The organism is Microcoleus sp. Pol1C5, assembly GCF_036701115.1.
GTDB lineage: Bacteria > Cyanobacteriota > Cyanobacteriia > Cyanobacteriales > Microcoleaceae > Microcoleus.
On sequence record NZ_JAUBQE010000005.1, the window covers coordinates 123,862 to 138,437 of the forward strand.

General features: G+C 46.2%; 10 protein-coding genes and 3 pseudogenes. 6 read left to right on the top strand and 7 right to left on the bottom strand.

What is annotated here, in order from left to right:
* The first annotated feature begins 104 nt into the window (after positions 1–104).
* Positions 105–950 carry a nitrate ABC transporter ATP-binding protein gene (locus QUA23_RS04540; protein ID WP_333074080.1) on the top strand — a complete coding sequence of 282 codons (846 nt, stop codon included), beginning with the start codon at positions 105–107 and terminating at the stop codon, positions 948–950.
* 598 nt (positions 951–1,548) lie between these two features.
* On the opposite strand, the pseudogene QUA23_RS30975 reads toward QUA23_RS04540, so the two are convergent.
* The 7 genes and pseudogenes from QUA23_RS30975 to QUA23_RS04570 form a co-directional block, all read right to left on the bottom strand.
* A pseudogene (locus tag QUA23_RS30975) lies at positions 1,549–2,103 on the bottom strand (DUF6745 domain-containing protein); the annotation flags it as partial.
* 561 nt (positions 2,104–2,664) lie between these two features.
* Positions 2,665–3,591, bottom strand: a pseudogene (locus tag QUA23_RS30980) (leucine-rich repeat domain-containing protein); the annotation flags it as partial.
* Positions 3,592–3,674: 83 nt separating this feature from the next.
* Positions 3,675–4,319 (bottom strand): annotated as a pseudogene (locus tag QUA23_RS04550) (DUF6745 domain-containing protein); the annotation flags it as partial.
* Positions 4,285–4,419, bottom strand: coding sequence for a hypothetical protein (locus QUA23_RS04555; protein WP_333074232.1), 135 nt, complete (start codon positions 4,417–4,419; stop codon positions 4,285–4,287). The gene QUA23_RS04555 and the pseudogene QUA23_RS04550, both read right to left, overlap by 35 nt.
* Entirely contained in the window at positions 4,406–4,699 is a 294-nt protein-coding gene (locus QUA23_RS04560; protein WP_006632553.1) for a hypothetical protein, read from the bottom strand. The genes QUA23_RS04555 and QUA23_RS04560 overlap by 14 nt, the downstream gene beginning before the upstream one ends.
* Positions 4,700–4,816: 117 nt before the next feature.
* On the bottom strand, positions 4,817–5,398 hold the full coding sequence (locus tag QUA23_RS04565; RefSeq protein ID WP_333074075.1) for a Uma2 family endonuclease: 582 nt from the start codon (positions 5,396–5,398) through the stop codon (positions 4,817–4,819).
* Between the two features lie 146 nt (positions 5,399–5,544).
* Positions 5,545–8,364, bottom strand: a complete 2,820-nt coding sequence (locus QUA23_RS04570; protein ID WP_333074074.1) for a diguanylate cyclase domain-containing protein — start codon at positions 8,362–8,364, stop codon at positions 5,545–5,547.
* 565 nt (positions 8,365–8,929) lie between these two features.
* On the opposite strand from QUA23_RS04570, the gene QUA23_RS04575 reads away from it, so the two are divergent.
* The 5 genes from QUA23_RS04575 to QUA23_RS04595 all read left to right on the top strand — a co-directional run bounded on the left by QUA23_RS04575 (position 8,930) and on the right by QUA23_RS04595 (position 14,555).
* On the top strand, positions 8,930–9,613 hold the full coding sequence (locus QUA23_RS04575) for a methyltransferase domain-containing protein (protein ID WP_333074072.1): 684 nt from the start codon (positions 8,930–8,932) through the stop codon (positions 9,611–9,613).
* Positions 9,614–9,935: 322 nt separating this feature from the next.
* Positions 9,936–10,481: an RNA 2'-phosphotransferase gene (locus QUA23_RS04580; RefSeq protein ID WP_333074070.1), complete on the top strand. Its 546-nt coding sequence runs from the start codon at positions 9,936–9,938 to the stop codon at positions 10,479–10,481.
* Positions 10,482–10,552: 71 nt separating this feature from the next.
* Positions 10,553–11,761 (top strand): AAA family ATPase, encoded by a 1,209-nt coding sequence (locus tag QUA23_RS04585; RefSeq protein ID WP_333074068.1) that lies wholly within the window; start codon positions 10,553–10,555, stop codon positions 11,759–11,761.
* Complete coding sequence (locus QUA23_RS04590; protein WP_333074065.1) at positions 11,736–11,921, top strand: hypothetical protein; 186 nt, start codon at positions 11,736–11,738, stop codon at positions 11,919–11,921. The genes QUA23_RS04585 and QUA23_RS04590 overlap by 26 nt, the downstream gene beginning before the upstream one ends.
* 423 nt (positions 11,922–12,344) lie before the next feature.
* Positions 12,345–14,555, top strand: coding sequence for a PAS domain S-box protein (locus QUA23_RS04595; RefSeq protein WP_333074063.1), 2,211 nt, complete (start codon positions 12,345–12,347; stop codon positions 14,553–14,555).
* The last annotated feature ends 21 nt before the right edge of the window (positions 14,556–14,576 follow it).

The following is a 14,576-nucleotide window of genomic DNA, read 5'->3' on the forward strand; positions in this document are numbered from 1 at the left end:
TTAATTGTTAACTGCTAATTCTACTTAGTAATTGCCTCTTCATTCTTCCCTATTGCCTCTTCATTCTTCCTTCGCAAATCACCCAATCACAATTTCCCAAACCCATGATTAATACTTCTCTCAACCAGACAAACACCAAAACTCAAATCCAGCGGGGAAAAGGCCGCCGCCAGCCTTTTTTGGTGATGGACAATGTTTACAAAGAATATCCAAACGGTTACAGGGCTTTAGAAAACGTCAATCTGACTGTAGCTGAGGGAGAGTTTATTACTCTGATCGGACACTCGGGCTGCGGCAAATCAACACTGTTAAATATGGTGTCGGGTTTTAGCCATCCGAGCCAGGGCACCGTGTCGATTAACGGGCAGCGGATTACGAAGCCTGGCCCCGATCGCATGGTGGTGTTTCAGGGTTACGCTTTGCTGCCTTGGCGGACGGTGTTTGAAAACGTTTATCTGGCGGTTAATGCTGTATTTCCGAATAAGTCGAAGGTAGAAAAAAATGCGATCGTCAAAGAGCATTTGGCGATGGTGGGATTGACAGAAGCTGCTGAGAAAAGACCGCCGCAAATTTCGGGGGGGATGAAGCAGCGGGTTTCGATTGCCCGCGCCTTGGCAATTCGCCCGAAAGTGCTGATTTTAGACGAACCTTTTGGTGCTCTGGACGCAATTACTAAGGAGGAATTGCAGGAAGAGTTGCTGAAAATCTGGAACGATCACCGCTGTACGGTGCTGATGATTACTCACGATATTGATGAAGCGCTGTTTTTGGCCGATCGACTGGTGATGATGACTAATGGCCCATCGGCGACAATTGGCGAAGTTTTGGAGATTCCTTTTCCGCGTCCGCGCGATCGGGTTCAAATGATGGAAGATCCGGAATACTACAATTTGCGGAACTACGCTTTAGATTTCCTGTTCCGTCGTTTTGCACACGATCACGATGCTTAATCAGTTGGCAAATCAAAGTTAAAGAGGAGAATTATGAGACTTCTCGAAAAATTTTAATTCTTGTGCGGAGTAGGCTTTGGGCATCCTGCCGGCCCAAGACGAGCTTTTTTGCAGAAGTCTATTGAAAAGTTGAAGCCCCAGTGTTCCCCGGTTTCAGGGGAACATCGCTAGGGGCGCAATTTTCCCGATCCGGTTGGGTAAACTGAAGCTTAATGGTGGGCGATAAGTTTTTTCGGACGTTCGGATCTTTTTCCGATATTTTACGTCTACCAGCGAAGAGACCCGATTGCCTAGCTGTCGGTAAGCTGGCATGAACAGAGCCCACCTTCGATCGAGGGTGGGCTTCTTCTTCATGTTATTAACTGTTTTTGGGCGATCGGTGGTTGGTGCATTCCACCCTGGGAACTGGCACACTGCAGGAACGCTGATCGGTGTTTCATGAATTAAGGCTTTTGTCAATATAGCGGTTTTCAGTTGACTGAGGTACAGATATCGGGTAGGGAAACGGTTTAGCCTAAGTCCGGGGCGGGGTTCTGTAACTTTTAACAATTTGTATAAGACTGATGATTGTAGCAACACTTTTTTAAATTTGTATTACTCAGGTTTGCACGGAAAACTCCTCTGGGTCAATATCCCAATTTACCCAGCGAATTGCTTCTTTAGCAGATGTCACATCAGGCGGCACTCGCAACGCATGAATGAATCCCGTGCTCGGACAAGTCATTTTTAACAAATAAATCGGCTCGACATCGGCGTTATCAATTTTTAATAGCGTGTATTCTTGCCAAGTATCTAATTTTACTGCTTGCAATTGTTGGCAAATGCGATCGTAACCAATTGTCTCAATTAATACTCGACGCAGTTCGGCATTTGATTCGGATAGAAGCCATTCTGCTTGCCACAAATCGGGGTGTACTTTTCCGTATTTTTCGGGTAACTTAACGCCGTGGTGAAAGTATAAACTGTAGCCGTCCGCAAATGCGATCGCCGGTTCTCCTTCAGCGTGTAGCTCGTTGGCGCTGTCAAAGCGAAGGTGCAGGGGGCGATCGCAAACTAAGCAAATGTTCTCAAACGGAAATATCCAGCCGCAATCCTCGAACAACTGTTGCTTGCAGTGAAGTAATTCTTGGGCTTTTTGGTCGAGAGTGATACCAAATTTCGAGATCGCAAATTCAGTAAAATGGATTTCCTTCACCAAATCCGTAGGGGTTAGTGGCTGTAGATAGTTAGAATACAATCGAGACTCAGATTGGGGCGATTCAGGGTAATTTATTGCCAATTCCTGAAGTTCTGACACGAGTGTGCAATCGGTATCCGGCTCTAGTATTATTTGATGGCACAGCTCCTTCCAAAACATCCGACTCAATCCTACATCCACCGATTGAAATAACTCCTTAAGCAACGACTTTCCCCATCCTAAATTACCAGTCGCCTTTAGCGATATTTGATTTTGCGACATACAGTCAATTTTGAGTTGTTTGAGAAAATTTAAATTAGCTACCGCCGGGCTGCTGCAAACAATAACTTGGGGTGCTTTGTGACCAATAGCTACATAAATATTTTTCACGGTTTCTGTAGCTTTTTTAGCATCAATTGGCGTCGTGGAGAGCATCAGGTACTTCTGTGTAAGTTCGAGCGACAGATTTAAGTCAGTAATTGGATTTTCGCAGAGACGCAGTACAGTCAGGTTGGTGAGTCCCAACAGCGGAGTGATGTCGGTAATTGGATTGCATTGAAGATTCAGGTCTGTCAGGTTGGTAAGTCCAGACAGCCCACTTATATCGGTAATTGGATTGTCGCAGAGACCCAGTATGGTCAGGTTGGTGAGTCCTGACAGCGAAGTGATGTCGGTAATTTGATTTTGGCTGAGCCGCAGTACGGTCAGGTTGGTGAGTGTTGACAGCGGAATTATATCGATAATTTCATTGCAACAGAGTTCCAGTACGGTCAGGTTGGTGAGTCCTGACAGCCCAGTTATATCGATAATTTGATTGTTTTCGAGACCTAGTCGGGTCAGGTTGGTGAGTCCAGACAGCGCAGTTATATCGATAATTTGATTGCGGTCCAGAGCCAGGTCTGTCAGGTTGGTGAGTCCCAACAGCCCAGTGATGTGGGTAATTTGATTGTCGTAGAGATTCAGGTAGGTCAGGTTTGTGAGTGCCGACAGCCCACTGATGTCGGTAATTTCATTTTGGTAAAGATTCAGGTGTGTCAGGTTGGTGAGTGCCGACAGCCCACTGATGTCGGTAATTTCATTTTCCGAGAGCTCCAGTTTGCTCAGGTTAGTGAGTGCCGACAGCCGAGTGATGTCGGTAATGTGATTGCAGTAGAGATTCAGAGATGTCAGGTTAGTGAGTGCCGAAAGCGGAGTAATATCGGTAATTTGATTGCTGCCGAGATTCAGAGATGTTAGGTTAGTGAGTGCCGAAAGCGGAGTAATATCGGTAATTTCCTTGTAGTTAAGATTCAGTTCAGTGAGGTTTGAAAGTATCCGATCGGCTTCATTGCAGTCAGAAGTGCCAGCCTTGTTTAACAGCACTTCAATTGTATATATTGCCTCTTCTGAAAGACTATCTTTGTGTTTGCACCATTCACCAAAGCTACTGAGATTAATTGGTTGGTTTGTTTGTGGGTCTGACATGATAAATTCTGATTTTAGTTTGGTAAAATTTCAGGCCGGCAGGGGTTTAAACCCCTGCCGGCCTGTGTGGCAATTAAAAATCTTCAAGTTTGCACGCTAAACTCCGCTGGATCGATATCCCAATTTACCCAGCGAATTGCTTCTTGAGCCGTTAGCGAAGCCCTCGAAGAGGATCGCACATTTGGCGGCACTCGCAAAGCGTGAATGTGTCCCGTACTCGGACAAGTCATTTTTAACAAATAAACTGGCTTTGCATTACCCACCCAATCAAAATCATCGTCAAACTCGATGCTTAAAAGAGTGTATTCCTGCCAACTATCTAATTCTGTCACCGCTAATTCTTGACAAATGCGATCGTAAGTAATTCCCTGAATTAATGCCCGCCGAACTTCCGCATTCTGTTCCTTCAACACCCACTTAGACTGCCACTGATCCGGGTGCAGCCTGCCGTACCATTCCGGCAAAATCACGCCGTGATAGGCGTAAATCGAAACACCGTCGGCAAATTGTACCGCTGGTTTTCCTTCGGCGTGCAAGCGGTGGTTGCTGTCAACGGAAAGTGCGATCCTCTTCGAGGGCTTCGCTAACGGCTTTTGGCAGATAATGCAAACTTTTTCATAGGGATAAATCCAGCCGCAATCCTGCACAATGGATTTAAAAACAATCCAATTTCTGCCGTAGGAATGAGTTAAATTAAAAACCGAAATCCAAAAATCCAACAGACTGCCAAATGATTTCCGGTGCTTTTTTGCCGATCGCACTGTAAGCCGATTTAATTGTTTCCGCAGCTTGTTCTGGCGTTAGTTTTTTAACCTTAGTCTGCGACATACCTCCAACCTTGCGGTTCATATTCGCGCTGAATTCGCACCATCCAATTACCTTCGGGAATGGCGATCGCATGGTGTTCTTCGTGACTCAATAAAGCTGTCGGTGAAAGCACCCGCAAGTACAGAGTGCCGTCTTTTTCGTAGAGTTCAGCTTGTCCCTCAATAATCTGGTGAGAATGTCCGGTGACTTCACCTTCGGCGAGAGTTAGGTGAGGTTTTTTTTCTCCTTCGATTTTCGGTACGGGAGTGAGAATTACGTCGCCTTGTCGGATGGGTTGCATAGGTTTTTTCTAAATTTTGTTTTCTGGTGTCGGTCGATCGAGCTTTTCTACCGTAATTTAATACTACATTTGTAATACATGGCTGTCAAGAACCACAAACCAAATTCCACTTTTTCTCTATACCGCAGTAATCCCGCGCCGAAACTCCTTAACTGCTTCAACCCTAGAAGCCATCAGCAAGCAGCGAGACAGTAGGTTGATGTCTAAACCGGGCAGAACTTCGCTTTGGTCAATTTTTTCATATCCGTGCGATCGCAAATGATACAGCCCAAATACTCCATCCTCCCAAAACCAAACTTCAGGGACTCCCAAGGCTTGGTAACGATTCAACTTGCTTTCGTTGTCGCTAGTATATACAACTTCGATCGAGAGGTCTGCAATGCCTCCCGATGCTTTGCCAATTAAGTAAGATTGGTCTGCTTGTGCGGAGGCTTTTCCTTCTTTTTCCTGGGTAAAGCTTCCTGTGGGCGTAAAATCGATTTCTTTTTCTACAAAATACGTACCTAGCAACAGGGCGATGACACCGCTGAAGACTTCATGTTCTTGCGAAACTGCCAAGATTTCTACCTGACCTTTGAAATAAAAAAGTCGGATGTCGGGGGAATCCGAAAACCCTTGCTCGATTAGCTTAAATTGTTGCCAATCAATCCCGGAGTGAATTAGGCGCTGGTCTTTTGGTTTGTCTAAGGTTGCTGTCATGGCACGACCTCATTTAAATATTTTATAGCAATTTTAATTCGCACAATTTTGCAAGCACATTTGTATGGTGCGTCCGATCCAAAAAATCTGTTTAAATCGAAACTAGCGATCTCTGACACACCATACAAGTTGATTTAACTATTATATTATCCTTCAAATGCGGCAACCGAAACTCGATCGCGCCCTGCTTCTTTCGCCCGATAAAGCGACTCATCGGCGATCGCAATTAGCGCCCCCGGCTGCGACATCGGCGCCGGAATGCAGCAAGCTACACCCAAACTCAGCGTCACATATTCGCTGACAGCAGACTTAGCATGAGGTATGTGCAAACCCCGCACCTGTCGTGCGATCATTTCAGCTACGCAAGTGGCACCTTCAATATCCGTATTCGGCAAAACTACTACAAATTCTTCTCCACCGTAACGCGCTACTAAATCTGCCGCCCGCTTTACCGAATGCTGGATTACTGTCGCCACTTGCCGCAAACATTCATCCCCCGCTTGGTGACCGTAAGTGTCGTTGTAAAGTTTGAAATAATCAATGTCGCACATAATCAAAGACAGCGGTGCTTCTTCCCTTGCCAAACGCCGCCATTCCGTATCGAGGTATTCATTAAAAGAGTGGCGGTTTCTTACCTCAGTCAAACTGTCGTAATTTGCCAAATACTGCAAGGCTCGATTCACTGTTTCTAACTGCTGTTTCTGCTGCTGCAACTGACGGTTGAGCTCCGCCAACTGCTGTTCGGCTGAGTGCGATCGCAACAAATTTCTCACCCTAGCGAGCAATTCCCTCTCGTCAAAAGGCTTTGAAATATAATCGTCAGCACCCGCATCCAAACTTTCGATTCGAGATTCCATCCCCGATCGCGCTGTCAAAAATATTACCGGAGTAGATTTCAATTCTGGCGTGTTCCGAATCTCCTTGAGCAAATCCAGTCCGTTTTGTCTGGGCATGATTTGGTCGCTAACAATCAAATTTGGCTGCAAACTTTTGGCTTTTTCTAAACCTTCAACCCCGTCCCTCGCCACGGCGACTCGATAGTACGGAGTTAATAAAGTTTGGAGGTAAGCCAGCAGAAAATTGTTGTCTTCTACTACCAGCAACAGCGGTAATTCTCTGCTGTCACTTGTTAATTGTTCCAAATAATTTTTGTCGTCCAAACTGCTAGGTTCCGGTAGCAGGGCATGGGGTGTGGTTGCCCGAATATTTCCCGATCCCCACTCTCCGGAGCCGAATCCAGTCAGTCCAGCCAATTGGGCGATCGCGCTCACCAACTGATTCGCTTCCACCGGCTTCGACAAATGCCTCTGAAACCCTGCCTCCAGCGCCGATGCCGAATCTTCTTCCTCGATGCCTCCCGTCAGCGCCACTGCGGGCAGCAGTTGCCTGTGCTCGGACATTTCCATTGCTCTGATGCGGCGGATCAAATCGCAGCCGTCGGCTCCGGATACCGTCATATCGCTCACCAACACGTCGGGCCGCGACTGTTGCAACTCCGCCATCGCTTCGCAGGCGCTACCCACCGCTGTTACCTTGGCTCCAAATGCTTCGAGGCCTGTTTTGAGAAATTGGCGGATCTCGGCGCTGCTTTCGACTACCAAGACTTGCTTTCCCGCTAGGGGTTTGGAAACCGATCCGGGTCTGCTTTCCCTTTGGGCGATCGCAGCAGTGCGATCGTCGGGTGCATTTTTGTTGTCGCTCGGTAGCAGCACCCCAAAGGTCGCCCCCTGACCGAGGCCGGGACTCGAAGCCCAAACAGTTCCCCCGTGCAGTTCCACCAAGTGCCTCACAATTGAGAGCCCCAGCCCCAGCCGATTTTGTTCCTTATTCTGGAAGCTGTCTGCAGGGCGGAAGTAGTCAAAGATGTGTGGCAGAAATTTGGGGTCGATGCCGCAACCGCTGTCGCTGACCCGAATCAAGACCCCCGACGGAGTAGGCTCGATCCACACTTGCACTGGGTATGGTGTCGATTCTGGGGTGAATTTTATGGCGTTTGCAAGGAGGTTCCAGACTACTTGCTGCAATCGTTCTGCATCTGCCAAAACGTAGCTGACGGCTGGGTCGAAATGTTTTTCTAAGCGGAGGTTTTTGGCATCGGCGGCGGGACGCAGAGTGTCGATCGCCGATTCTATGATAGACGGGAGGTGAACTTGGCCGATGTTCAGGCACACTTTCCCTCGCAGCAACCGCGAGAGGTCGAGCAGATTGTCTATTTGTCGGTTTTGTAATTTGGCGTTGCGCTCGATGATTTCCAAAGCGCGGCTGGTGGTGGCTTCGTTTAAATTGCGCGATCGGGCTAGCTGCGCCCATCCCAAAATCGCGCTCAGGGGCGATCGCAGTTCGTGGGAGGCGATCGCCAGAAATTCGTCTTTTGCCCGGTTGGCTTCGGCTTGGGCGGCTTCAACGGCTTTGCGATCGGTGATGTCGAATCCGATCGCCAAATACTGACAGGGTTTTCCCTTACAGTCCAACAGTGGAACTACTGTTGCGTACACCCAATAATCAGTTCCATTCTTAGCTTTACTCTGAATGTCTCCTTGCCAAACTTCACCTTTGGCAACAGTTGACAGCAGATTTTTGATTAATTCCGAAGATTTATATTCCGAATGGAGGATGCCGAAGTGGCTGCCGATTAGTTCAGCGCGGGAATAGTTGGAGATGGAGGAAACTTGTTCGCTGACATAGTTGATAATTCCTCGCGCATCAGTCCTCACCGCAAGTGCCGATCGGTCGAGCGCTATTTTAAAATCTAAACATTCTTGTAGCGACGAATCTACTTCTTTTGTCGTAGATAATTTATCGAGCCGATCGGACGCTTTTTGTTGCTGGCGATCGGGCTTATCCTTACTCCGTTGTTGGATTTCCATTGTTTCTATCTTCCCCTGACGGCTGACACCTAATCTACTCGCATCCTGATTCATTATCACAATTTTCTTTCCCGCGCCTGCGGGTGCAATACTTTGCATTTCTTTATCTTCCGGAAAAATTGGCAGGTACCACATCCACTCGGGAGTCAACTCAATTTTTGTTTATAGTTGGCTAAAGTTTGTCAATCTGAGGACTGATTTTTTCATATCTAGCCGATCATCGGCTGCTTGCTAATTCCCTTTTCTATTTTAGATTTTATATATTACTATGTGGAATTACTGACAAATTTAGGGTATGGATCATGCACCTAAAGTTGGATTCTTGTTTGAAACGGGTATCATAAGCGTCAACTTTTGTCTCACAATTACTCCCGGTAGCTGGCACAAAGTCTCGTATTCGGCTGGCTTTTGGGTCTGTGGCATTCTGTCTCATCTGCACTGAAAGACAATATGTGCAGGGCTAGAAAGTTCCCAAATCAGGGGCGGGTTGGGGTACACTCAGTCCCTATCTGGCGATCGTCCGTAACTTATTTGAAATTATTTTATTCTACATCTTGACAGGTCTGTAGATTTTTTGTATTATCAATGTAACATACATTGAGATAAGAGAACCGCCCAACTGCATTGACGCACTCAACTATTAACAATTTGAGGAAAATTTTCTGTGAATTTAGACGCTGTACGCGAGCAATTTGAACAAATAGCCTTTGATTATGACGGTTTAATTCCCCGCCTCATTCCGCGCTATGGCGAGCAACACGATGTAATATTGCAGTTAATCACTTCTGAAACTAATGCTAACATAAAAGTTCTGGATTTAGGCGCGGGGACAGGCATACTGTCGGCAATGATTTTGTCAGCATTTCCTCAAGCAAATGTCCTAGCCTTTGACATCGCCGAAAATATGCTGAAAATTTGCCAAACTAACTTGTCCGCTTTCCGAGAAAGGCTGACCTTGCAGCAAGGAAACTTTGCCGAAGATGATTTCGGCAGCGGTTACGATTTGGTAGTTTCTGGGTTGGCAATCCACCACCTCGACAGCGCAGGTAAACAACAGCTATTTCCCAAACTTTTCCACTCGCTGAATCCAGGGGGAATCTTGCTAATTCGAGATATTGTCACAGGTGCAACTCCCCGGCTGACTGAGCAATATGAACAGTTGTGGCGGCAGTACATGAAAGCTAACGGAGAAGATGATGCAGCCTGGTTTAAAAAATATCGAGAAGAAGATATTCCCTCCTCTGTGGAAGAGCAGACACAGTGGCTTGCAGAAGCTGGTTTTGCAGACGCAGGATGTCACTGGCGCTATCTAAATTTTGCTATTTTTGGCGGAGTTATACCCAGGTAAAATGCCTTCGACAGAAGGCAAAGTTTTTGATAATTATCAAAAGATCAAGCTCGTCAAAAATGGCACTCCTAACACTTTTTTTATTCCCGGAGGCAGAACCTATTTCTCTAGGTGCTTAAGAGCGCACATTACCTCTATAATTCGCGCGTAAGACCATTTCTATATCCAGAAAAATTTTTCCAAAAACCTGTAAAGGCGAGTTCAATCAAGCACCCTATGGCATTGCAAACAGATTCAATAAACCCGCCTCCAATCAACGATATAACCCGCTACTGACATTTTGTTAAAAGTGATTTAAAATCTAAATAAATTAAGTAAAATTATGAACGATTATCGATTAGTAAAAATCAGCCGATATTTCAGCAAACACCTGCGTCACGCGCCTTCGCGTATCGGCATTGAACTCGCTCCAGGTGGCTGGGTTCCTGTTAGCGAACTCCTCGATGCGTGCCAAAAAAATAACTTTCCTGTTCAGCTTGCAGAACTCAAGGAAGTAGTCGCGCAAAACGATAAGCAGCGCTTTTCATTTGATTCCACAGGCACTCTAATTCGTGCCAACCAAGGACACAGCGTAGAGGTTGACTTACAGTTAGAACCCGCTGTTCCCCCAAATATTTTATATCACGGAACAGGTAGCGCTGCCGTCGAGTCAATTCTCAGTCAAGGAATTAGGAAAATGTCGCGGCATCACGTTCATTTGTCCGTGAATATCCAGACGGCGCGCCAAGTAGGTGCAAGACACGGCATCCCGGCAGTCTTTACTGTAGATGCCGCAGCCATGCAACGCGATAACCATACATTTTACTGCTCGGAAAACAAAGTTTGGTTAGTAGATTTTGTGCCAGCCACTTATCTCAAAATAAATTGATGATTTTCCCGTGTTTTGTAGAAGGTGTAGGACAAAGAATGTAAAATAAGAGTAAGTAGGAATTTTGCCAAATGAGTGCGGAAAACATGGGCGATCGCGAAAACAATTTTCATCAAAACAATTCTCCAAATAGAGGCCTACTAGGATCTGGCTGGCGACCTTTATACCGTCAATTTGATTGGGAACACCTGGTACATTTAGCGTCTACCGACCCCTTAGAACTTGCTCAAAAAACTTTAGGCGCAGCTAGCGACATTGCCGACGCAATGGGACGACACCAATATACTTGGTGGGCAAATATTTTAAATGTATTTTCGGAAAATACTCGCTACGAAATTGATGAATTTTGGGATTACATTACTCCGCAGCCAGTTTACCCGGATTACCGCTACAAAGATGTTTTAGTTACCGAAACGCCTGTGGTGCAATTGGTCAGCCGCGCTAGCATTCCCATCGATTACGTGCTCAACAAACTCCAAGAGATTACTGTTTTTAAAGTTCTCGATTTGCTGGGAAAACCGGATGCGATTACCCAGTTTTTTATGGAGCGACATTTTTCTTATCCCCCGGAGCGGTTTGTTAGCTGGGAACGCTTGGAAGTTTTGGGTACTGTTTATGCTTCTTGGACTCGATTCGGCTGCTGGCTGCAAATAGACAGCTACGACAGGGGAAGACGCTGCTACACTCTAATTTGCCAAGATATTGCGCCGCTAGTTAGCAAGGCCACTTATAATTTAGCGGTGATTCTGGGCGGGTACAAAAGCCGCGTCGGACAGGTTCACAGCCAGTTCCCAATTCGCACGTTTTCTGCGGAGGTTCAAAGTTTTACCGATACAGTTCAGCAGGCCATTCTAGATCAAAATCAGTTGGCTGTTTTGGTTAGTGGCGAACCGGGGACGGGCAAAACTGCTTGGACGCAAGCGGTAGCAAAGGAAATTTTAGTGCCGCTGGGTTATGTGATTTTTATCTTAGACCACGATGCTGTGGAAAATTTTGTGCCACCGAGTTATTTAGAGCGGATTTGTATTATTATCAACGAGGCTGATAATTTGGCTCAAGATCGATCGACCGCAGAAGCCCAACGCACTAATAAAACTGAACATATTTTGAGTTTGCTGGATGGAACTTTGTATCAAAGCGTCATCGACGAACACGGCATTCAATTTCAGCAAAAACTGGTAGTTTTGATGACTTGCAACACCACTGAAAGATTAGATCCTGCAATGTTACGGAAAGGAAGAGTGGATTTTACCAGTGAATTTACGCACAAATTTGTTTGAGCGCTCTCTTGCATTCTCAAGCTATCTGGCGATCGCACTGGCTACAGGATCTCATACCATGTTCGATGTGGGATTTGCAATTAAAGAATTGGGAATGACTGAGGAAGCTCATGGTTTGGATCGCGGGCCGGCAGTTGCATTCTTTTGGGAACTTGTCTAAAATACCGAACAATCATCAGGAAATTTTCTGACTCTCACAGTGTGGGGGAAAATTTCTTGAGTACCTATAGACCATTGGTGTCACCAATCGTCTAAAACCCTTTGTCTCTCTCGTTTTTTGCCTAGTGTCGCTGCCATGTTGCGCCCCGGAATAGTCGGGGCAGGCAAGAGATCACTCCAGTCCCCTCCGACTATTCCGGGGGCGCCGGCGTGATCTATGCCTAATGGTCAAACAGCAGGCGGGCACTACCTTTAGCCTTAAGTTGATAGCAATGCCTATAGACATATCCCCATCAAAAATGATATCAATGATGGGTGATACCCTCTAAGGGTATTGTCAGAGAGAGCAAATCAGGGGAACACAGCATTTTTGGTCTAAAACAGAGTTTTTCAAACTTGACAGCTATGGAGGAAATCCCAAACCGTGCAAACTAAGCCAGTTCAGCAAAAAAGTCAGGGACTGGGAAGGTACGTTGACGGGAATGTCCCTATCGCCCAACAACCCGCAGAGGCAGCCGTGTCGGAGAGTAAAGAGCGATTTCGGCGGTTTGTGGAGCGCTCCGCCGAAGCCGTGGCAATGGTAGATTGTGAAATGCGCTATCTGTCGGTTTCCCGTCGCTGGGAAACAGATTGCGGGTTGGGCGACGGCGAGGCGATCGGCCGATCTCATTGGGAACTGTTCCCGAATCTCCCGGAATATTGGGAGCAAAATGCCCAGGCTTGTTTGACGGGAGTTTTGGAATACAGCGAGTTTGTGGCAGGGCGATCGATCGCATCTGTATCAGGAAAAACAGCAAGCGGCTCTGTCAGCGAGTCGGTAAGATGGGTATTTCAGCCTTGGAAAAATAACGAAGGTGCGATCGGCGGTTTGATGTTGTTTGCATCTAAGATAGCTGAGGCTCCCGCTCACACTAATTGCTCTAATAAATTTCAGTTCGAGGTCAAAAGCAAGCAGTTAGAAACAATCCCACAATTAACTCAAATTGCCCTCGAAAATGCTTCTGATACAATCTTTTTTACTACCTCCGACGGTCAAATTTGCTACGCGAACAAAGCCGCTTGCCATCTTTTCGGCTACTCGGAATCGGAACTGCTAAATATGAGGGTTAGCGACATCGATTCGCAGTTGCCAGCATCGGATTGGCGAGAACACTGGGCTCAACTCAAGGAGCAAACCAACCTCACTTTTGAAACCAGTTACAAAACCAAAAACGGCGCCAGTTTTTCCGTCGAAGTTAAAGTCAATTATTTAGAATACGGTGGCTGCGAATACCGCTGCGCGATCGCCCGCGACATTTCCGCTCGCCTCGCAGCAGAATCAGCGCTCGTAGAGGCAAAAGAGCAACTTCAAGCCGTTTTGGACGCGGTACCCGGATTAGTTTCTTGGGTAAGTTCAGATTTGCGCTATTTGGGAGTAAACCGACATTTAGCTAGCGCTTACAAAATGCCGGCAGAAATATTTATCGGTCAAAAAGTAGGTTTTTTAGAGACAAGTCCCAAATTTAACGATTTAGTATACGATTTCTTTGCGAATCATAAAAAGAAAACATCTCAAGAAGTAACAGCGAGCATCAGAGGAGAAAATAAAACTTATCTAATAGTGGCTCAAAAATACCATAACAATACGGCGGCGGTATTTGTGGGATTGGATATTACAGAAAGTAAACAGTCACTTTTAGCTTTGCAAGAATCCGAAGAACGCCTGAGACAACAAGCGGCTAAATTAGAGCAGACGCTGTTAATTTTGCAGCAAACTCAAACTCAACTGATTCAAACAGAAAAGATGTCATCTCTGGGGCAGTTGGTAGCAGGAATAGCGCACGAAATTAATAATCCAGTTAGTTTTATTTCCGGCAATGTCAGCCACGCTACTGGCTACATTCAAGAACTGATGCGAGCGATCGACCTTTACCAAAAATATTATCCCCATCCCGTGCCGGAAATTCAAAATTTGATGGAAGAATTAGACTTAAACTTCATCAAAAAAGACTTGCCAAAACTGCTAAATTCAATGAAAATCGGTTCCGAAAGGATTCGCGATGTCGTGCGATCGCTCCGCTTGTTCTCGCGTACTGACGAAGCCCAAATGAAGCCTGCTGATATCCACGAAGGTTTGGACAGCACTTTGCTGATCTTGCAAAATCGCCTGCAAGCTAAAGGGGGACGACCGGGGATTTCTCTAGTTAAAGAGTATGGGGATTTGCCGCGAGTTCACTGCTATGCGGGACACTTAAACCAAGTGTTCATGCACTTGTTGACAAATGCGATCGACGCTTTGGAAGAAGGGGGGAGAAATGCCGAAAAGTATGGTAAAATGCAAAGTCAGTCTTTGTTGTCTGGAGGCCGAGCGAGAGCTGAAGTATTCAATCCTGAAATTCGGATTCGGACTTTTGTGGTAGGGGAAAACGAAGTTGGGATCGCCATTAGTGACAACGGCCCTGGGATGACTGAAGAAGTCCTCGACTGCATCTTTGACCCTTTGTTTACCACTAAATGTCCAGACACGAGCACAGGTTTGGGTCTAGCAATATCCCAGCATTTAGTAGTAGAAAAGCACGGCGGTAAGTTGCACTGTGTTTCGCGTCCGGGAGAGGGAACTGAGTTGATAATTAAAATTGCGATCGGCAACGATTAATTAGCTATTTACAAATAGGAA